Genomic DNA, 19429 nt, shown 5'->3' with positions numbered 1-19429 from the left:
ACGACGAGGCGCCGAGAAGCCCGTCGGAGTGCCGGAGCCCTGGCGCCCGATGCCGCAGTGGGAACTGCCCGCTCGACGACCGAGGACAGCCATGCCCGACACCTCCAGCCTGCGACCGGACGCCACCGCCGAGCTGACCGCGCTGCTGCGGCAGCGGATCCTGGTCCTCGACGGCGCCATGGGGACGGCGATCCAGCAGGAGCGACCGGCCGAGGGCACCTACCGCGGGGAACGGTTCGCCGACTGGCCCACCGACCTGCGCGGCAACAACGACCTGCTGAGCATCACCGCCCCCGGGCTGATCGACGGCATCCACCGGCGCTATCTCGACGCCGGCGCCGATCTCCTCGAGACGAACACCTTCAACGCCAACCGGATCTCCCTGGCCGACTACGGGATGTCCGACCTGGCGTACGAGCTGAACCTGGAGTCGGCCCGGCTGGCGCGCGCGGCCTGCGACGCGGTGGCCACACCCGACAAGCCGCGGTACGTCGTGGGCGCGCTCGGCCCGACCAACCGGACGGCGTCCATCTCGCCGGACGTCAACGACCCCGGCGCCCGCAACGTCAGCTACGACGAGCTGGTCGCGGCCTACCTGGAGCAGGCGAACGGGCTGGTGGACGGCGGCGCGGACCTGCTGCTGGTCGAGACGATCTTCGACACGCTCAACGCCAAGGCGGCGATCTTCGCGCTGGAGACGCTGTTCGAGGAGCGCGGCCGCCGGTGGCCGGTGATGATCTCCGGGACCATCACCGACGCCTCCGGCCGCACGCTGTCCGGGCAGGTCACCGAGGCGTTCTGGCACTCCGTGCTGCACGCGGCGCCGCTGCTGGTGGGCCTGAACTGCGCCCTGGGCGCCAAGGAGCTGCGGCCCTACATCGAGGAGATGGCGCGGGTCGCCGACACCTTCGTCTCCTGCTACCCGAACGCCGGGCTGCCCAACGCCTTCGGCGAGTACGACGAGACGCCGGAGCAGACCGCCGAGGTCCTCGCCGAGTTCGCCGCCGCGGGGTTCGTCAACGTGGTCGGCGGCTGCTGCGGGACGACCCCGGAGCACATCGCGGCGATCGCCGCCGCCGTCGACGGCGCCGCGCCGCGCACCCCGGCCGAGCACCGCCCGGCGCTGCGCCTCTCGGGTCTGGAGCCGGTGTCGGTCACCGAGGAGAGCCTGTTCGTCAACGTCGGCGAGCGGACCAACATCACCGGCTCGGCGCGCTTCCGGAACCTGATCAAGGCCGGGGACTACCCGACGGCCCTGACGGTGGCGCGGCAGCAGGTGGAGGCCGGCGCGCAGGTCATCGACGTCAACATGGACGAGGGGATGATCGACGGCGTCGAGGCGATGGACCGCTTCACCAAGCTCATCGCCGCCGAGCCCGACATCTCGCGCGTGCCGCTGATGATCGACTCGTCGAAGTGGGAGGTCATCGAGGCCGGCCTCAAGACGACGCAGGGCAAGCCGATCGTCAACTCCATCTCGCTCAAGGAGGGCGAGGAGGTCTTCGTCGAGCACGCCCGGCTGTGCCGCAAGTACGGGGCCGCCGTCGTCGTCATGGCCTTCGACGAGCAGGGGCAGGGCGACACCCTCGAGCGGCGGACGCAGATCTGCCGGCGCGCCTACGACATCCTGACCGAGCAGGTGGGCTTCCCGGCCGAGGACATCATCTTCGACCCGAACATCTTCGCCGTCGCCACGGGCATCGAGGAGCACGCCCGCTACGGGCTGGACTTCATCGAGGCGACCCGCTGGATCAAGGAGAACCTGCCGGGCGCGCTGGTCTCCGGCGGGGTGTCCAACGTGTCGTTCTCCTTCCGCGGGAACAACCGCGTGCGCGAGGCGATCCACTCGGTGTTCCTCTACCACGCGATCGCCGCCGGCCTGGACATGGCGATCGTCAACGCCGGGGCCCTCGACGTGTACAGCGAGGTGCCCGCCGAGCTGCGCGAGCGCATCGAGGACGTGATCCTCGCCCGCCGGGACGACGCGACCGAACGGCTGCTGGAGATCGCCGGCGAGTTCGCCGGCGACGGCGCGGCCAAGGAGGCCGAGTCGCAGGAGTGGCGCTCGCTGCCGGTGGCCGAGCGGATCACCCACGCCCTGGTCAAGGGGATCGACGAGTTCGCCGAGAGTGACACCGAGGAGCTCCGGCTGGAGATCGCCGCCCGCGGCGGCCGCCCGCTGGAGGTCATCGAGGGCCCGCTGATGGACGGGATGAACGTCGTCGGCGACCTGTTCGGCGCGGGCAAGATGTTCCTGCCGCAGGTCGTGAAGTCCGCGCGGGTCATGAAGAAGGCCGTCGCCCACCTCATCCCGTTCATCGAGGCCGAGCGGCAGCCCGGCGACGCCGAGCGCAGCAACGGCAAGGTCGTCATGGCCACCGCCAAGGGCGACGTCCACGACATCGGCAAGAACATCGTCGGCGTCGTCCTGCAGTGCAACAACTACGAGGTCATCGACCTCGGGGTCATGGTGCCGGCGCAGAAGGTCCTCGACACGGCCAAGGAGGAGGGCGCCGACATCGTCGGGCTGTCCGGCCTGATCACCCCGTCGCTGGACGAGATGGTCCACCTGGCCGCGGAGATGGAGCGGCAGGGCTTCGAGATCCCGCTGCTGGTCGGCGGCGCCACCACCTCGCGCGCGCACACCGCGGTCAAGGTGGCACCGCGCTACCACGGGCCGGTGATCTGGGTGAAGGACGCCTCGCGCTCGGTGCCGGTGGTCGCCGACCTGCTCTCCGACGAGCGGCGGCCGAAGCTGCTGGCCGAGACCGCGGCCGACTACGAGGTGCTGCGCGAGCGGCACGCCGCCCGCACCGACTCGCGCAAGCTGCTGCCGATCGCCCAGGCCCGGTCGGCGGGCACGCCGATCGACTGGACCGGCTACCACCCGCCGCGGCCGCGGATGCTCGTGCAGCAGTCGAAGGACGTCTGCACCGGGCCCGAGTGCGACCACCGGCACGGCGAGGTCACCCAGTTCGTGCGGACCTTCCACGACTACCCGCTCGAGGAGCTGCGCGAGTACATCGACTGGCAGCCGTTCTTCCTGGCCTGGGAGATGCGCGGCCGGTTCCCCGACATCCTGCACAACCCGGCGTCGGGGGAGGCCGCCCGTCGGCTGTTCGACGACGCGCAGGCGATGCTCGACACGATCGTGCGGGAGCGCTGGTTGCGGGCCAACGGGGTGTTCGGGCTGTTCCCGGCCAACCGGGTGGACGGCGACGACATCGAGGTCTACGCCGACGAGTCGCGCACCGCCGTCCGGGCGCATCTGCACGAGCTGCGGCAGCAGACGGAGGGCCGCGACGGCTCGCCGCGCAAGTCCCTCGCCGACTTCGTCGCGCCCAAGGAGACCGGGCTGCGCGACTACGTCGGGGCCTTCGCCGTCACCGCGGGGCTGGGCGCCATGGAGAAGGTCGCCGAGTTCAAGAAGGCCAACGACGACTACTCGGCGATCATGCTCGAGGCGCTGGCCGACCGGCTGGCCGAGGCCTTCGCCGAGCGGCTGCACGAGCGGGTGCGCAAGGAGTTCTGGGCCTACGCGCCGGACGAGGTGCACGACAACGAGGCGCTGATCGCCGAGAAGTACACCGGCATCCGGCCCGCGCCCGGCTACCCGGCCTGCCCCGAGCACACCGAGAAGCAGACGATCTGGCAGCTGCTCGACGTCGAGGCCACCGCCGGCATCGAGCTCACCGAGAGCATGGCCATGTGGCCCGGCGCGGCGGTGAGCGGGCTGTACTTCTCGCACCCGCAGTCGCGGTACTTCAACCTCGGCCGGATCGGCCGCGACCAGGTCGAGGACTACGCCCGGCGCAAGGGCTGGACGGTCGCCGAGGCCGAGCGGTGGCTCGCGCCGAACCTCGGCTACCGCACCGAGGACGAGTAGGGCAGCGCAGAACCGCCGCACAGCCGCGGCACAGCCGGGCGGGGCACCGTAGCCCCGTGCCGGCCGTGCCCGATCCCGCTGCGCCGCCCTGGCGCGTCCTCGTCGTGGACGACGAGCCCGCCATCCGCGAGCTGCTGGCCATGGTCTGCGCCTACGAGGGCTGGGACGTGCGGACCGCCGGCACCGGGGAGGCGGCGCTGCGCGCGGTCCGGGAGCGGGCGCCGGACGTCGTCCTGCTCGACGCGATGCTGCCCGACCTGGACGGGCTGACCGTGCTGCGGCGGATCCGGGCCTCCTCCCCGGCGCTGCCGGTGATCATGGTGACCGCGCGGGACTCGGCGGAGGACCGCGCCGCGCTGTTCGGCGCCGGCGCGACCGGCTACGTGACCAAGCCCTTCGCCGTCGCCGCGCTGACCGAGCAGGTCCGCCGGGCGTTCGGTCAGGTGGCGGCGACGACGGTCCGCCCCTAGGTCCGCCGCGATCGGCCGGAGGGCTGGGACACTGGGTGCCGATGAGCACTGCAGCAGGGACGCCGTACCGCCCGTCCGCCGTCCTGTTCGACATGGACGGCACCCTGGTCGAGACCGAGGAGAGCTGGGGCGAGGCGCTGGCCACGCTGGCCCGCCGGCACGGCGGCGAGGTCTCGCCGGCCGCCCGGGCGGCGACGGTGGGCACGAGCATGCCGGTGGCGCTGGGCATCCTCTACGCCGACCTCGGCCTGCCGGCCGACGAGGTGCGGCTGGCCACCGACACGGCGTGGGTCCTGGACCTCATGGTCGAGCTGCTCGCCGCCGACCTGGCCTGGCAGCCCGGTGCCCGCGAGCTGCTCGCCGAGGTGCGCGGTGCGGGCGTCCGGACCGCCCTGGTGACGACGACGCCGCGGCAGCTGGCCGACCCGCTGATCGGGCGGATGGCCGCCGACCTCGGTGGCATGCCCTTCGACGTGACCGTCTGCGGCGACGAGGTGCCGGCGAACAAGCCCGACCCGGCGCCGTACCTGCAGGCCATGGTGGCGCTGGGCGTCGAGCCGGCCGGCAGCGTGGTGATCGAGGACTCGCCGTCCGGGGCGGCGGCCGGGCTGGCCGCCGGCGCGGCGGTGCTCGGGGTGCCGTCGCTGCAGCCGATCCCGACCGCGCCGGGTCTCGTCCTGCGCGACAGCCTCGCCGGGGTGGGCCTGGCCGAGCTGGCCGACGTCCTGGCCGACCGGGTGGAGGAGGACCCCGCCGCGTAGGCCTGCCGCGTAGGTTCGCCCGGTGACCTTCGCCGACGTCATGGAGCACGTGGCGCAGGCGTTCGAGGCCATCGGCGCTGCCGTGCTGCTGGTCGGGCTGCTCGTCTCGGCCTGGCTCGGCGCCCGCGTCCTCCGCGCGACGAAGGACGGCCGCCGCGCCTACCTGGCCCTCCGGCAGTCCTTCGGCGGGGTCATCCTGCTCGGCCTGGAGATCCTCGTGGCCGCCGACCTCGTCCGCACCGTGGCCGTGCAGCCGACGCTGGAGAGCGTGACCGTCCTCGGCCTGATCGTGGTCATCAGGACGGTGCTCAGCTTCTCCCTCGAGACCGAGATCGACGGCGTGCCCCCGTGGCGGCGCGCCGCGGCCAGCGGCGCCGGGCACATCGTCCGCGCCGCCCGGGCCGCGTCAGCCCAGGACGGCCTCCCTGCCCCGGGACACGACCAGGCGGACCTCCCGCAGCGCGGTGAGGTCGGCCAGCGGGTCGCCGACGACCGCTAGCAGGTCGGCGTCCAGGCCGGGTGCCAGCCGGCCGGTGCGGTCGGCGAGGCCGCAGACGCGGGCGGCGACGCTCGTCCCGGCGGCGAGCGCCTCGGCCGCCGACAGGCCGCTGATGCCCAGCTCCACCAGCGCCTCGCGGGCCAGCCCGTGCGGCTTGGCCGGGTTGATGCCGGAGTCGAGGCCGCCGGCGAGGACGACGCCGGCCCGGTGCAGCTCGCCGATCTGCGGATAGCGGTCCTCCCAGGCCATGTGCGTGCGCGCCAGCTGCTCCAGGATGTGCGGCGGCGGCAGGACCCCGGGGACCCGGCCGAAGGTGGGGCAGACCGGGATCCCGGCGGCCGCGAGCGCGTCGGCCAGGCCGGGCGGCATGCGGATGCCCTCGAGCGTGACGCAGGTGCCGTGCTCGATGCCGTCGACGCCGGCGGCGAGGCAGCGCTGCACCGCCGGCACGCCGTGGGCGTGCGCGGTCACCGGGAGCCCGAGCCCGTGCGCCTCGTCGACCACGGCCCGCAGCTCCTCGAGGGTGAACTGCTCGACGAGGAAGTCGGTGGTGGTGGTCATCAGCCCGCCGCTGACCATGATCTTGACGACGTCGGCGCCGTGCTCGGCGCGCTCGCGGACCGCCCGGCGCAGCTCCTGCTCGCCGGCTGCCTCGCCGCCCATGCCGGCGCAGTGACCGGCGAGGGAGGTGATCGGCGGACCGGCCGCCACGACGGTGGGGCCGTCGCCTCGACGGCGGTGCCGGTCGACCACGGCCCACCGCGCGTCGCCCAGGTCGCGGACCGCGGTGACGCCGCCGGCGAGCTGGTCGGCCAGCGACCGGCCGACGATCGCGTCGAGCTCGGCGTCGGAGAGTTCGGGGAAGTGGTCGAGGGCGTGCGGGCCGCCGTCGCCGCATAGGTGCACGTGCGCGTCGATCAGGCCGGGCAGCAGCGTGGCGTCGGGGAGCTCGGTGACCGGGCAGTCCGCCGGGGCGGGTGCCGAGGCCGGCTCGACGGCGACGATCCGGCTGTCGTCGACCAGGACCAGCGCGCCGTCGGGCAGCGCGCGCTCACCGTCGAAGGCCCGTGGTGCCCGGTAGCCGTGCACGCGGGGCAGGCTAGCGCCCGGCGGCCCGCTTCAGTCCCGCTCGACGATCGGCAGGGTGGCCCAGCCGGCGGCCGCGGCGGCCTCGGTGGGGAACGGCGGGGGAGTGCCGCCGAAGGAGGGGCACAGCGCCTGGTGGTCGCACCAGCCGCACAGCCGGCTGGGATTGGGCCGGAAGTCGCCGGTGGCCACCGCCCGCTCGATCGCCGTCCAGATGGCCTGCAGGGTGCGCTCGAAGCGGACCAGCTCGCCCTCCTCGGGGGAGTAGGTCAGCGCGTCGCCGTCGCCCAGGTAGAGCAGCTTGAGCTGGCTGGCGACGACGCCGCGGGTGCGCCAGAGGACCAGCGCGTAGAACTTCATCTGGAACAGCGCCTTGGCCTCGAAGGCCTCGCGCGGGGTGGCGCCGGTCTTGTAGTCGACGACCCGGAGCGCGCCGTTGGGCGCGACGTCGAGCCGGTCGACGAAGCCGCGCAGCAGCAGCCCGTCGGGCAGCGTCACCTCGACCAGCTGCTCGCGGCCGTCGGGCTGGATGCGGGTCGGGTCCTCGAGGGTGAAGTAGGAGTCCACGAGCGTGCCGGCCGAGCCCAGCCACGCCTCGAGGGTCTCCTCGGCGGCCTTCTCGTCGTGGCCTTCGCCCTCCTCGGCGAACAGCTCGGCGCAGTCGGGCTCGGCCGCCAGCAGCTCGGCCCAGGCGGGGGCGATGAGCTCGTGCGCCGCGGCCGGGGTGCGCTCGCGCGCCGGGAGGTCGTAGAGCTTCTCCAAGACCGCGTGCACGAGCGTGCCGCGCACCGCCGCGCGGCTCTTGCGCTCGGGCAGCCGGTCGATCGTGCGGAACCGGTAGAGCAGGGGACAGGTCTTGAAGTCGGCCGCCCGGCTCGGGGAGAGCGAGGGCCGGCGCGGGGCCTCCGGGGAAGACACAGCAGCCGACTCCGCGGGCTGCTCGGTGTGCACCATCGCCGTCATGCATCCGAGGCTAGGTCGGACCACCGACAGTTCGTCAGCCCCGGCGCCGCAGGGGTCACATCCGTCCCCTCCGTAGGCTGGCCGGTCGTGACCACGGAGCAGGAGACCGTCCCCGGCGCGTTCGTCGTCGGCGACCGGGTGCAGTTGACCGACCCCAAGGGACGGCTGCACACCGTCGTCCTGGAGCCCGGCAAGCAGTTCCACACCCACCGCGGCGCGATCGCGCACGACGACCTGATCGGCGCGCCCGAGGGCTCCGTGGTCTTCTCGACGGCGAACACCGGCTACCTGGCGTTCCGGCCGCTGCTGGCCGACTTCGTGCTCTCCATGCCCCGCGGCGCCCAGGTGATCTACCCCAAGGACGCCGCGCAGATCGTCGGCTTCGGCGACATCGGCCCCGGCATGCGGGTGCTGGAGGCCGGGGCCGGCTCCGGTGCGCTGACCTGCTCGCTGCTGCGGGCGGTGGGGGAGCGCGGGTCGGTGACCAGCTACGAACGGCGCGAGGACTTCGCCGACGTGGCGCGGAGCAACGTGGGCAGTTTCTTCGGCGAGGTCCCGGGTAACTGGGCGCTGCGCCTCGGCGATCTTGCTGAGCATCCGGCGGATGAGGTCGTCGACCGCGTCGTCCTGGACATGCTCGAGCCGTGGGCTGTCCTGCCCACGGTGGCCGCGGCCCTGCGACCCGGTGGGGTCCTCGTCGGCTACGTGGCGACGACGACGCAGCTGTCGACCTACGTCGAGGCGCTGCGCGAGCAGGGTGTGTGGACCGAACCGCACGCCTGGGAGACCCTGCTGCGGCCGTGGCACGCCGTCGGCCTGGCCGTCCGTCCGGAGCACCGGATGGTCGCGCACACCGCGTTCCTGGTGAGCGTGCGGCGGCTCGCGGAGGGCACCGTGGCGCCGATGCGGCAGCGCCGGCCGCAGAAGAACTGACCCCCCGCGTAACAGTTCGGCGCAGCTGTCCCAGCGGCGCGCCGGCCCCCGGCGCGGTGTCGGTGGCCGTGTATAGATTTGCGTTCTGGCTCCCCCCGATGTGTGCGGAGGTGCGCGATGGGCCTGGGTCCCGAGGAAGGTCGGGCGCGGCGTGAGCGCGACGTCGCCAGCCTGCTCAGTCAGATCTCGTACCTGGAGGAGGAGATCGGCCTCCTGCGGCGCAAGGTGGCCGACAGCCCGCGTCAGGTCCGCGTCCTGGAGGAGCGGATCGCCGAGGCCGAAGGCCGCGCGGCGTTCCTCTCCGAGCGCAACGACAAGCTGGCGAGCACCCTGCGCGAGGCCCGCGAGCAGCTGGTCACGCTCAAGGAGGAGGTCGACCGGCTCGGCCAGCCGCCGTCCGGCTACGGCGTCTTCCTCACCCGGCACGAGGACGACACCGTCGACGTCTTCACCGGTGGCCGCAAGCTGCGCGTCTCGGTCTCGCCCAACGTCGAGCTCGACGACCTGCGCCCCGGCCAGGAGGTCATGCTCAACGAGGCGATGAACATCGTCGAGGCGCGCGGCTTCGAGAAGTCCGGCGACGTCGTCATGCTCAAGGAGCTGCTCGAGCCGATCGACGGGGTCACGCCGCGCGCGCTGGTCATCGGGCACACCGACGAGGAGCGAGTCGTCTACCTGGCCGACTCGCTCACCGACCAGCCGCTGCGGGTCGGCGACTCGCTGCTGCTGGAGTCGCGGTCGGGTTACGTCTACGAGCGGATCCCGAAGAGCGAGGTCGAGGAGCTCGTCCTCGAAGAGGTCCCCGACATCGACTACTCCGACATCGGTGGCCTGGCCCGGCAGATCGAGCAGATCCGCGACGCCGTCGAGCTGCCGTTCCTGCACGCCGACCTGTTCCGCGAGTACCAGCTGCGCCCGCCGAAGGGGATCCTGCTCTACGGGCCCCCGGGGTGCGGGAAGACGCTGATCGCGAAGGCGGTCGCCAACTCGCTGGCCAAGAAGGTCTCCGCGGTGAAGGGGGAGGGGCAGGCGAAGTCCTACTTCCTCAACATCAAGGGCCCGGAGCTGCTCAACAAGTACGTCGGCGAGACCGAGCGGCACATCCGGCTGGTGTTCCAGCGCGCCCGGGAGAAGGCCAGCGAGGGCACCCCGGTCATCGTGTTCTTCGACGAGATGGACTCGATCTTCCGCACCCGCGGGTCGGGCGTCTCCTCCGACGTCGAGAGCACGATCGTGCCGCAGCTGCTCAGCGAGATCGACGGCGTCGAGGGCCTCGAGAACGTGATCGTGATCGGCGCGTCCAACCGCGAGGACATGATCGACCCGGCGATCCTGCGGCCCGGCCGGCTCGACGTGAAGATCAAGATCGAGCGGCCGGACGCCGAGGCGGCGCGGGACATCTTCACCAAGTACCTGACCACCGAGCTGCCGATCCACCCCGACGACCTGGACGAGCACGGCGGCAGCCGCGAGATGACGATCGACCGGATGATCCAGCGCACCGTCGAGCGGATGTACACCGAGAGCGAGGAGAACCGCTTCCTCGAGGTGACCTACGCCAACGGTGACAAGGAGGTCCTGTACTTCAAGGACTTCAACTCCGGCGCGATGCTGCAGAACATCGTCGACCGCGCGAAGAAGATGGCCATCAAGGAGAACCTGGAGACCGGTACGCCGGGCCTGCGGGTCGGCCACCTGATGACGGCGTGCCTCGACGAGTTCAAGGAGAACGAGGACCTGCCCAACACGACCAACCCCGACGACTGGGCGCGGATCTCGGGCAAGAAGGGCGAGCGGATCGTCTACATCCGCACGCTCATCAGCGGCAAGGGCAACGAGTCCGGCCGGGCGATCGACACCGCGACCAACACCGGCCAGTACCTGTAAGAAGGACCCTGCTGCCCCCACGCCTCGCACGCTCGGCGCGGGTCCCTGCAGCAGGGCCGTTCCAGTACGTCACCAGCGGGGAGAGTGGGACATGGCCCGGTGGGTCGTGGGGCTCGTCGCGCTGGCCGCCGGTGTGCTGGTGGCCGGCTGCGCGACGACCGTGGTCGGGGAGGCGAGCCCGGCGTCGCGGTCGGGCGGCGATGCGGTCGCCGAGCCCGAGATCGGCACCTGCCGGCTCATCACCGAGGACCAGACCGACGACCCGCGCAACCCACCCGAGGCGGTGGACTGCGCGCAGGAGCACAACGCCGAGACGGCCGAGGTCGACGACACCGGGCTGGGCGAGGACGACGCGTACCCCACCGAGGCCGATCTGGAGGTCGAGGACGGCATCGTCGCCGGCGCCCTGGAGGACGTCTGCACTTTCGACCTGCTGACGCAGTACCTCGGCGGCGACGACCTCGACGAGCCGTACGCGTTCTTCGCGCCGTACCTCCCCACCGAGGCGGAGTGGGCGGCCGGCGCCCGCTGGGTGCGCTGCGACGTCTTCTACGGTTACTTCCGCCCGGAGACGACGCCCGGGCCGCTGGCCGGCGCGCTGGCCGGCGCCGACGCGGCGGCCTACCGCTCCTGCTACTTCGGCACCCCGATCACGTGGGACGTCGGTCCGTGCTCGAAGCCGCACGACGCCGAGCCGATCGGCGCCTCGGCCGACGTCCCCGACGGCACGCCCTACCCGGCCGACCAGGCGGCCCGGCAGGCGCTGGCCACGCAGTGCGCCGACGACGCGGGGGCCTACCTCGGCCGGTCCGTGTCGTCGGACTACCTCGTCGACGTCTACGTGGGCAGCGCCGCGGACTGGCAGAGCGGTCCTATCGCCGAGTGCGTGCTCGTCCCCGCCGCGGGTGGGCGGACGTCGACCAGCGCCCGGGACTGATCGCCTCAGGTCAGCCGCGCCGCCAGCTCGCGCAGGTGCGCCTCGCCGGCGACCTCGTAGGTGGCGCCGGGGACGGTACGCACCGGGTAGGGCCGGTCGAGCGGCGGCAGCGGGCCGACGTCGACGTGGGTGACGTCGGCGCCGAGCGCGTGCAGCTCGTCGGCCATCGCGTAGTCCGAGCGCGAGTCGCCGACGGTGTGCCAGCTGCGGGGGAGCGGCCCGTCGTCCCGCAGCAGGTCCAGCGCGCGGCGTGCGCCGAGCGCCTTGCCGGCCTGCACCGACTCCACGTCGGTGGCGATCACGGACGGGTCGATCCGCCAGGGAGTGCCCCCGTTCGCATCGGGACGGCGTTCGTCCCGCAGCCGGATGCCCAGACCGGCGCTGGTCAGGCGGGCCAGCAACGCGGCGTCGAAGGCCCGCTGCCGATCCAGGTAGAAGGCCGCCGGGACGTCGGTGCGGGCCTCGACCGTGGCCATGGTCCGCTTCGTGCCGTCGACGAACATCGCGTCGCCGAAGCCGTCCGCGACGAGCTCGGCGACCGCCTCGTGGCAGCTCGCCGGGACTACCAGCGCGCTGTCGACGTGCACCTCGCCGGTGCCCGCCGTCGTCCAGACGCCGCCCTTCTCGCAGACGGCGTGCAGGCGGGCCCGCCCGTCGGCGAGCGGGTCGAGGATCCGTTCGGTGACGAACTCGGCCGAGCGGCCGGTGTTGAGGACGACGGGGATGCCGGCGGACAGGAGCCGGCGCAGATCGCCCAGGAGCTGCGGGGAGACGGTCCTGGTGAGCGGGCTGGACACGGGCCCGTCGACGTCGAGGAGCAGACCGAGGGGCGGCGCGGACACGCTGACCATCCTCCTGGGCCCCTCCGGCGTCCTAGGGTTGGGGCATGAGCGTGCGTCGGGTGATGGGCACTGAGGTGGAGTACGGCATCTCGGTGCCCGGTCAGCCGACCGCGAACCCGACGACGCTGTCGAGCCAGGTCGTGAACGCCTGGGCGGTGGCCGAGGCGCCGACGCCGCGCCGTCCCCGGTGGGACTTCGAGGAGGAGTCGCCGCTGCGCGATGCGCGCGGGTTCGACCTCTCGCCCGCGCAGGCGCTGGACCACACCGACCTCGACGAGGACTCGGGGATGGCCAACGTCATCCTCACCAACGGTGCCCGGCTCTACGTCGACCACGCGCACCCGGAGTACTCGACGCCGGAGGTCACCAACCCGCGCGACGTCGTCCTGTGGGACAAGGCGGGGGAGCAGGTGATGGCCGAGGCGGCCCGGCGGGCCGCACGGATCCCCGGGACCCAGCCGATCCAGCTGTACAAGAACAACACCGACGGCAAGGGCGCCTCGTACGGGGCGCACGAGAACTACCTGATGGACCGGCGGACGCCCTTCATCGACATCATCCGCGGGCTGGTGCCGTTCTTCGTGACCCGGCAGGTGTTCGCCGGCTCCGGGCGGGTGGGCATCGGCACCGAGGGGCGCACGCACGGCTTCCAGCTCTCGCAGCGCGCGGACTTCTTCGAGGTCGAGGTCGGCCTGGAGACGACGCTCAAGAGGCCGATCATCAACACCCGCGACGAGCCGCACGCCGACGCGGACAAGTACCGCCGGCTGCACGTGATCATCGGCGACGCCAACCTCGCCGAGCTGTCGACCTACCTCAAGGTCGGGACGACGTCGCTCGTCCTGGCGATGATCGAGGCGCGGGCGCTCACAGAGCACATCGCGCTGGAGGAGCCGGTCGCCGAGCTGCAGGCGGTCAGCCACGACCCGTCGCTGACCCACCAGGTCCGGCTGCGCGACGGGCGGCGGATGACGGCGCTGGAGCTGCAGTGGCGCTACCTGGAGCAGGCGCAGAAGTTCGTCGACCAGAACGGCGAGGTCGACGAGCAGACCGCCGACGTGCTGGCGCGCTGGGCGGAGGTGCTGGAGGACCTGGGGGAGGACCCGATGCGCTGCGCCGACCGGCTGGACTGGCCGGCGAAGCTGCGGCTGCTGGAGGGCTACCGGCGGCGGGACGGCGTCGACTGGAGCTCCTCGCAGCTGCACCTGGTCGACCTGCAGTACTCCGACGTGCGCCCGGAGAAGGGGCTGTACCACCGGCTGGTGGCGCGCGGGGCGATGCAGCGGCTGCTCACCGACGAGGAGGTCACGCGGGCGATGACGGCGCCGCCGACCGACACGCGGGCGTACTTCCGCGGCGAGTGCCTGCGCCGCTACCCGGGCCAGGTGGCCGCGGCGTCCTGGGACTCGGTGGTGTTCGACCTGGGCCGGGAGAACCTGGTGCGGATCCCGACCATGGAGCCGCTGCGGGGCACGCGCGACCACGTCGGGCAGCTGTTCGAGTCGACCTCGACGGCGCAGGAACTGGTGGACACCATCACGGGTGGGTGATCCGGCACCACCCCGCATCGGGTGACCGTGAATGTCGTAGGGCGGGGGTACCTTCGGCCCAAGCACAGGCTACGAGCAGCACCGGAGGATCCGATGGCCACGAGGGACACCGGCGGGCAGCAGCGGGCGACGCGGACGCGCGAGGAGACCGACGAGGTCGACGCCTCCGTCGACACCGACGTCGCCGAGCGTCACAAGGAAATGACCGAAGACATCGATTCCATCCTCGACGAAATTGACGAGGTATTGGAAGAGAATTCCGAGGAATTTGTTAGGAGTTACGTACAAAAAGGGGGAGAATAGACAATTCCGCAAGACCATTCAGTTCTTTGGTCAACGGAATGTCAGAAACCAAATATTGTCGGGATTGTGGTGAATTCCGCCCAGTCGCGGAGTTCACGCGAGACAAGCGGCGCACTGACGGTCTGGCGTTCTACTGCAGGACCCATGCTCGCCTGCGGCTGCGCAAATCTCACGATGCGAAACGGGGGAAACCACCCTCGCATCGGTTCCCGCGCGACGTCGTAGTGCCGCTTGGCCACAAGTGGTGTCCCGACTGCAATGCCGTGAAGCCGTTGGAGGACTTCGTCCGCAACTCAGGTCTGCCGTCGGGGTATGCCCCGTACTGCAAGCCGTGCCACAACGCCCGCGGCAAGCTTTCGAGAGACAAGGTGGGTGGATCTCGCACCTATCACTTGAAGCGCCGCTACGGGATCACGGCTGAAGACGCCGATGCCATGCTCGCGGAGCAAGACGGCCTCTGCGCGATCTGCGGCGTGGCACCGGCAGCGCATGTTGATCACGACCACGTGACCGGCGCCGTGAGGCAGCTGCTGTGCTTCAACTGCAACGGCGGCCTCGGCCAGTTCAAGGACGATCCGGAACTGCTACACAGGGCGGCGTACTACGTCGCCCTTCACACCGCGAGACAGCAGGTCGCGGCCGAACTGGCGGCCGACCGCACAGCTTTCACGGCCGACCGTCCGGGGGAGCCGCCGACCGAGCCGAGGCGTCCCCCGTCCGCTCGGCCCGGCGGGCGGACGCGCAGTTCTCGCAAGTCAGCGGCTGAAGAGGCCTGAGCTAACCCGGGGCGGCTGTTCGCCGGAGGCGGACAGCCGCCCGTCCGGTGCGCCGGTAGGGTCGCCAGCAGGACGATCGGACCGGATCACGCGGCCGGATCACGCGCGCGAGAGGTGGATGGGTGAGCGACTCGTCAACGGGCAGGAACGGTTTCCCGTCCGCCTATCTGGACCGCATGGGGTCCTCGTTCACCGACTTCCTGGCGACGACCGCCCCTGACCTGCTCCCGGGCCGCCGGCCGGTGCCGCAGATGCCGGTCGGTGACATCACCCCGCACGGCACCACGATCGTCGCGGTCACCTACGAAGGCGGCGTGCTCATGGGCGGCGACCGCCGCGCCACCATGGGCAACCTGATCTCCCAGCGCGACATCGAGAAGGTCTACCCGGCCGACTCCTACAGCGTCATCGGCATCGCCGGCGCCGCGGGCATCGCCATCGAGATGGTGAAGCTCTACCAGGTCGAGCTCGAGCACTACGAGAAGATCGAGGGCATCACGCTGTCCCTCGACGGCAAGGCCAACCGGCTGGCGCAGATGATCCGCGGCAACCTCGGCGCCGCCCTGCAGGGCCTCGCCGTCGTCCCGCTGTTCGCCGGCTTCGACCTCGACGCCGCCGAGGGCGCCACCCCGGGCCGGATCTTCAGCTACGACGTCACCGGCGGGAACTACGAGGAGCGCGGCTACTCCGGCGTCGGCTCGGGAAGCCTGTTCGCCAAGAACTCGCTCAAGAAGACCTGGCGGCCGGGCCTGGACGCCGACGCCGCCGTCCGCTCCCTGGTCACCGCGCTCTACGACGCCGCCGACGACGACTCGGCCACCGGCGGCCCCGATCCCGTGCGCAGGCTCTACCCGATCGTCTACCGGGTTGACGCCGAGGGCTCCGTGCGGCTGTCCGACACCGAGGTCGCCGCCGTCGCCGACGCGATCACCGCCGAGCGCGCCGAGAACGAGGGGCAGGGCTGAGCGCCATGACCATGCCGTACTACGCCTCGCCCGAGCAGCTCATGCGCGACCGCTCGGAGTACGCCCGCAAGGGCATCTCCCGCGGCCGCAGCGTCGCCGTCGTCACCTACGCCGACGGCGTGCTGTTCATCGCCGAGAACCCCAGCTCCACGCTGCACAAGGTCGGCGAGCTCTACGACCGGATCGGCTTCGCCGCCGTCGGTCGCTACAGCGAGTTCGAGAGCCTGCGGGTGGCCGGCGTCCGGCTGGCCGACGTCCGCGGCTACTCCTACAACCGCCGCGACGTCACCGGCCGGGTGATCGCCAACGCCTACGCGCAGACCCTCGGCGAGATCTTCACCCAGCAGACCAAGCCCTACGAGGTGGAGCTCTGCGTCGCCGAGGTCGGCGACACCCCCGAGGACGACCAGCTGTTCCGGCTCACCTTCGACGGGTCGATCGTCGACGAGCCGGACTTCGTGGTCATGGGCGGGCAGGCCGACGCCGTCACCGGCCACCTGCGCGAGCACTTCCTGCCCGGCATGGGGCTGGCCGACGCGCTCAAGGTCGGCGTCCGGGCGCTGTCGGCGGTCAGCCCGGTGACGGCCGGCGCGGGCAACGGCGGGCCGAGCCAGCTCACCTCCGAGCAGCTGGAGGTCGCCGTCCTCGACCGGCGCCGGCCCAAGCGGGCCTTCCGCCGCGTCGTCGGTGCCGCGCTGCGCGGCCTGCTGGGGGAGGAGGGCGGCGAGCCCGAGGCCGACGACGCCACCTCGACCCCGCACGCCCCGAGCACGCCGCAGCCGGGCACCCCGCCGGGCCTCGGCGACCCCGCGGCGACCGACACCGGCGGAGTCAGCGAGGGCGGCGGCCCCGAGGGCGACTGACCCTCGCCAATTCGGCGGGGCGCGCGTCGCGTCTGGCGCTTCGGTCGGTCAGGGCGCCTAGTCTCGGGGCGTGGACCGACGGATCTTCGGTATCGAGACCGAGTACGGCGTCACGTGCACGTTCCGCGGCCAGCGCCGGCTGTCACCGGACGAGGTCGCCCGCTACCTGTTCCGCCGGGTGGTGTCCTGGGGGCGCAGCTCGAACGTGTTCCTGCGCAACGGCTCCCGGCTCTACCTGGACGTCGGCAGCCACCCGGAGTACGCCACCGCCGAGTGCGACGACCTGACCGAGCTGGTCGTCCACGACAAGGCCGGCGAGCGGATCCTCGAGGGCCTGCTGGTCGACGCCGAGCAGCGCCTGTCCGAGGAGGGCGTGATCGGTGACATCTACCTGTTCAAGAACAACACCGACTCCGCCGGCAACAGCTACGGCTGCCACGAGAACTACCTGGTCGGCCGGCACGGCGAGTTCAGCCGGCTGGCCGACGTCCTGATCCCGTTCCTGGTCAGCCGGCAGATCATCGTCGGCGCCGGCAAGGTGCTGCAGACCCCGCGCGGGGCGATCTACTGCGTCTCCCAGCGCGCCGAGCACATCTGGGAGGGGGTGTCCTCAGCGACGACCCGGTCCCGGCCGATCATCAACACCCGCGACGAGCCGCACGCCGACGCCGAGCGCTACCGGCGGCTGCACGTCATCGTCGGCGACTCGAACATGAACGAGACGACGACGCTGCTCAAGGTCACCATGACCGACCTCGTGCTGCGGATGATCGAGGCCGGCGTCCCGGTCAAGGACATGACGCTGGAGAACCCGATCCGGGCCATCCGCGAGATCAGCCACGACATGACCGGACGGCGCAAGGTGCGCCTCGCCAACGGCCGGGAGATGTCGGCGCTGGAGATCCAGACCGAGTACCACAACCGCGCCGTGGAGTTCGCCGACCGCGAGGGCTTCGGCCCGGTGCACCGGCAGATGCTCGAGCTGTGGGGCCGGGTGCTCAAGGCCGTCGACACCGAGGACCTCTCCCTCATCGACCGCGAGATCGACTGGGCGACCAAGTTCAGCCTGATCGAGCGCTACCGCGCCAAGCGGGAGCTGCCGCTCTCCCACCCGCGGATCGCGCAGATGGACCTCGCCTACCACGACATCAGCCGCACCCGCGGGCTGTACTACCTGCTCGAGCGCAACGGCCAGGTCGACCGGGTCGCGCACGAGCCGCGGGTGTTCGAGGCCAAGAACATCCCGCCGCAGACCACCCGCGCCCGGCTGCGCGGGGAGTTCATCCGCCGCGCCCAGGAGAAGCGGCGCGACTTCACCGTCGACTGGGTGCACCTCAAGCTCAACGACCAGGCGCAGCGCACCGTGCTGTGCAAGGACCCGTTCAAGGCCGTCGACGAGCGCGTGGACAAGCTCATCGCCTCGATGTAGCCGGAAGGCCCGGCGCCGGTTGAGCGTTGAACGACCCGTGAGCAGGGACGTCGACGTCGTGGTGATCGGTGCGGGCCAGGCCGGCCTGAGCACCGCCTGGGCGCTGCAGCGGCAGGGCTTCGTCCCGCACGAGGACTTCGTCGTCCTCGACGCCGGCGGGCGCCCCGGCGGCGCCTGGCAGCACCGCTGGCCGTCGATGACGCTCTCCGGCACCCACCGCGTGCACGACCTGCCCGGCCTGCCGTTCACGGCCGACTCCGCCGCGAAGGCGCGTGACGCCGTCCCTGCCTACTTCGCCGACTACGAGCGCCGCTTCGACCTGCCCGTGCTCCGGCCGGTCGAGGTGCAGGCCGTGCACCGCGCTCCCGGCGGTTACCGGGTCGAGACCGATTCCGGGGAGTGGCGCACGCGGGCGCTGGTCAACGCCACCGGCACCTGGACCGCGCCGTTCGTGCCGCGATATCCCGGCCAGGAACTGTTCCGCGGCCGTCAGCTGCACACCGTCGACTACCGCGGTGCCGCCGAGTTCGCCGGACAGCACGTGGTGGTCGTCGGCGGCGGGGCGTCCGCCGTCCAGCTGCTCGGCGAGATCTCCCGGGTCACGACGACCACGTGGGTGACCCGCCGTCCGCCCGTCTGGCGGGAGGGCCCCTTCGGCGAGGAGCAGGGCCGCGCCGCGGTGGCCCTGGTCGAGCAGGCCGTGCGCGAGGGGCGGTCGCCCGGCAGCGTCGTCGGCGTCACCGGGCTGGTGGTCACCCCCTGGGTGCGCGACGCGCTCGACCGTGGCGCACTGGAGCGGCTGCCGATGTTCACCCGGCTCACCGCGGACGGCGTCGCCTGGGACGACGGCCGCTTCGTCCGCGCCGACGTCGTCCTGTGGGCCACCGGCTTCCGCGCCTCCGTCCGGCACCTCGCCCCGCTGCGGCTGCGCTCGGCGGGCGGCGGCATCCGGCTGGAGGGCACGCACGTCGCCGGCGAGCCGACCATCCACCTGGTCGGCTACGGCCCCTCGGCGAGCACCATCGGCGCCAACCGCGCCGGTCGGTCCGCTGCACGCGACCTGCGCCGGCTGCTGCGGCCGCGCTCGGCCGCCGCCTGACAGCTGTCAGCGCCGCTCCCAGCGCTCCTCCTGCCGGAACTCCCGGCGGTCGTCGCGGCGTTCGGTGCGCCGGTGCACCCCGTGGGCGACGACCGCGGCCGTGCCAACCGTGGCCGCGGTACGGGCCACCGGCGCCGGGCCGATCACGGCGGCGCGCCGCATCCGCCTGCGTGCCATGCC

At 72.2% G+C, this 19429-nt stretch carries 18 protein-coding genes; 14 read left to right on the top strand and 4 right to left on the bottom strand.

Going from position 1 to position 19429, the window contains the following annotated elements:
• Positions 1–91 precede the first annotated feature (91 nt).
• Genes metH through GGQ55_RS22435 form a run of 4 tightly spaced genes read left to right on the top strand, consistent with a single transcriptional unit; the run spans position 92 to position 5616 of the window.
• Entirely contained in the window at positions 92–3886 is a 3795-nt protein-coding gene (metH, locus tag GGQ55_RS22450; protein ID WP_179720568.1) for a methionine synthase, read from the top strand.
• A gap of 56 nt (positions 3887–3942) precedes the next feature.
• Positions 3943–4356, top strand: a complete 414-nt coding sequence (locus tag GGQ55_RS28025) for a response regulator transcription factor (protein ID WP_366490022.1) — start codon at positions 3943–3945, stop codon at positions 4354–4356.
• A gap of 41 nt (positions 4357–4397) precedes the next feature.
• Complete coding sequence (locus GGQ55_RS22440) at positions 4398–5117, top strand: HAD family hydrolase (RefSeq protein ID WP_218859388.1); 720 nt, start codon at positions 4398–4400, stop codon at positions 5115–5117.
• Positions 5118–5139: 22 nt separating this feature from the next.
• Positions 5140–5616 (top strand): DUF1622 domain-containing protein, encoded by a 477-nt coding sequence (locus GGQ55_RS22435; protein ID WP_179720566.1) that lies wholly within the window; start codon positions 5140–5142, stop codon positions 5614–5616.
• Here the strand turns inward: GGQ55_RS22435 and GGQ55_RS22430 are convergent.
• Together GGQ55_RS22430 and GGQ55_RS22425 are read right to left on the bottom strand one after the other, a co-directional pair.
• Entirely contained in the window at positions 5524–6705 is a 1182-nt protein-coding gene (locus tag GGQ55_RS22430) for an amidohydrolase family protein (protein ID WP_179720564.1), read from the bottom strand. The genes GGQ55_RS22435 and GGQ55_RS22430 overlap by 93 nt on opposite strands.
• Before the next feature lie 30 nt (positions 6706–6735).
• The gene (locus tag GGQ55_RS22425) at positions 6736–7665 is read right to left on the bottom strand and encodes a RecB family exonuclease (protein ID WP_179720562.1); all 930 of its coding nucleotides are present in this window, start codon (positions 7663–7665) and stop codon (positions 6736–6738) included.
• 87 nt (positions 7666–7752) lie between these two features.
• Here GGQ55_RS22425 and GGQ55_RS22420 point away from each other — a divergent pair, with 87 nt between their 5' ends.
• The 3 genes from GGQ55_RS22420 to GGQ55_RS22410 all read left to right on the top strand — a co-directional run bounded on the left by GGQ55_RS22420 (position 7753) and on the right by GGQ55_RS22410 (position 11422).
• A complete protein-coding gene (locus GGQ55_RS22420; protein WP_179720560.1) occupies positions 7753–8598 on the top strand; it encodes a tRNA (adenine-N1)-methyltransferase in 846 nt (281 codons plus the stop codon).
• Positions 8599–8715: 117 nt separating this feature from the next.
• Positions 8716–10485, top strand: coding sequence for a proteasome ATPase (arc, locus tag GGQ55_RS22415; RefSeq protein ID WP_179720558.1), 1770 nt, complete (start codon positions 8716–8718; stop codon positions 10483–10485).
• Between the two features lie 91 nt (positions 10486–10576).
• A complete protein-coding gene (locus GGQ55_RS22410) occupies positions 10577–11422 on the top strand; it encodes a septum formation family protein (protein ID WP_179720556.1) in 846 nt (281 codons plus the stop codon).
• Between the two features lie 5 nt (positions 11423–11427).
• Here GGQ55_RS22410 and GGQ55_RS22405 read toward each other — a convergent pair whose 3' ends face one another.
• A complete protein-coding gene (locus GGQ55_RS22405; protein WP_179720554.1) occupies positions 11428–12264 on the bottom strand; it encodes a Cof-type HAD-IIB family hydrolase in 837 nt (278 codons plus the stop codon).
• 44 nt (positions 12265–12308) lie between these two features.
• Between GGQ55_RS22405 and dop the strand changes: the two genes are divergently transcribed.
• From dop to GGQ55_RS22370, 7 genes are all read left to right on the top strand, one after another.
• Positions 12309–13814 carry a depupylase/deamidase Dop gene (dop, locus tag GGQ55_RS22400; RefSeq protein ID WP_218859387.1) on the top strand — a complete coding sequence of 502 codons (1506 nt, stop codon included), beginning with the start codon at positions 12309–12311 and terminating at the stop codon, positions 13812–13814.
• A 93-nt stretch (positions 13815–13907) separates the two neighbouring features.
• Positions 13908–14117, top strand: coding sequence for a ubiquitin-like protein Pup (locus tag GGQ55_RS22395; protein WP_179720552.1), 210 nt, complete (start codon positions 13908–13910; stop codon positions 14115–14117).
• A 272-nt stretch (positions 14118–14389) separates the two neighbouring features.
• Positions 14390–14893 carry an endonuclease VII domain-containing protein gene (locus tag GGQ55_RS22390; protein WP_246323854.1) on the top strand — a complete coding sequence of 168 codons (504 nt, stop codon included), beginning with the start codon at positions 14390–14392 and terminating at the stop codon, positions 14891–14893.
• A gap of 122 nt (positions 14894–15015) precedes the next feature.
• The gene (gene prcB, locus GGQ55_RS22385; RefSeq protein ID WP_366490017.1) at positions 15016–15858 is read left to right on the top strand and encodes a proteasome subunit beta; all 843 of its coding nucleotides are present in this window, start codon (positions 15016–15018) and stop codon (positions 15856–15858) included.
• A gap of 5 nt (positions 15859–15863) precedes the next feature.
• Entirely contained in the window at positions 15864–16721 is an 858-nt protein-coding gene (prcA, locus tag GGQ55_RS22380; RefSeq protein ID WP_179720550.1) for a proteasome subunit alpha, read from the top strand.
• 70 nt (positions 16722–16791) lie between these two features.
• Complete coding sequence (gene pafA, locus GGQ55_RS22375) at positions 16792–18150, top strand: Pup--protein ligase (RefSeq protein WP_179720548.1); 1359 nt, start codon at positions 16792–16794, stop codon at positions 18148–18150.
• A 37-nt stretch (positions 18151–18187) separates the two neighbouring features.
• Positions 18188–19249, top strand: a complete 1062-nt coding sequence (locus GGQ55_RS22370; RefSeq protein ID WP_179720546.1) for an FAD-dependent oxidoreductase — start codon at positions 18188–18190, stop codon at positions 19247–19249.
• A gap of 6 nt (positions 19250–19255) precedes the next feature.
• Here GGQ55_RS22370 and GGQ55_RS22365 read toward each other — a convergent pair whose 3' ends face one another.
• On the bottom strand, positions 19256–19426 hold the full coding sequence (locus GGQ55_RS22365) for a hypothetical protein (RefSeq protein WP_179720544.1): 171 nt from the start codon (positions 19424–19426) through the stop codon (positions 19256–19258).
• Positions 19427–19429: the final 3 nt, after the last annotated feature.

This window comes from Petropleomorpha daqingensis (genome assembly GCF_013408985.1).
GTDB lineage: Bacteria > Actinomycetota > Actinomycetes > Mycobacteriales > Geodermatophilaceae > Petropleomorpha > Petropleomorpha daqingensis.
This window is presented reverse-complemented; position numbering and strand designations above follow the sequence as displayed.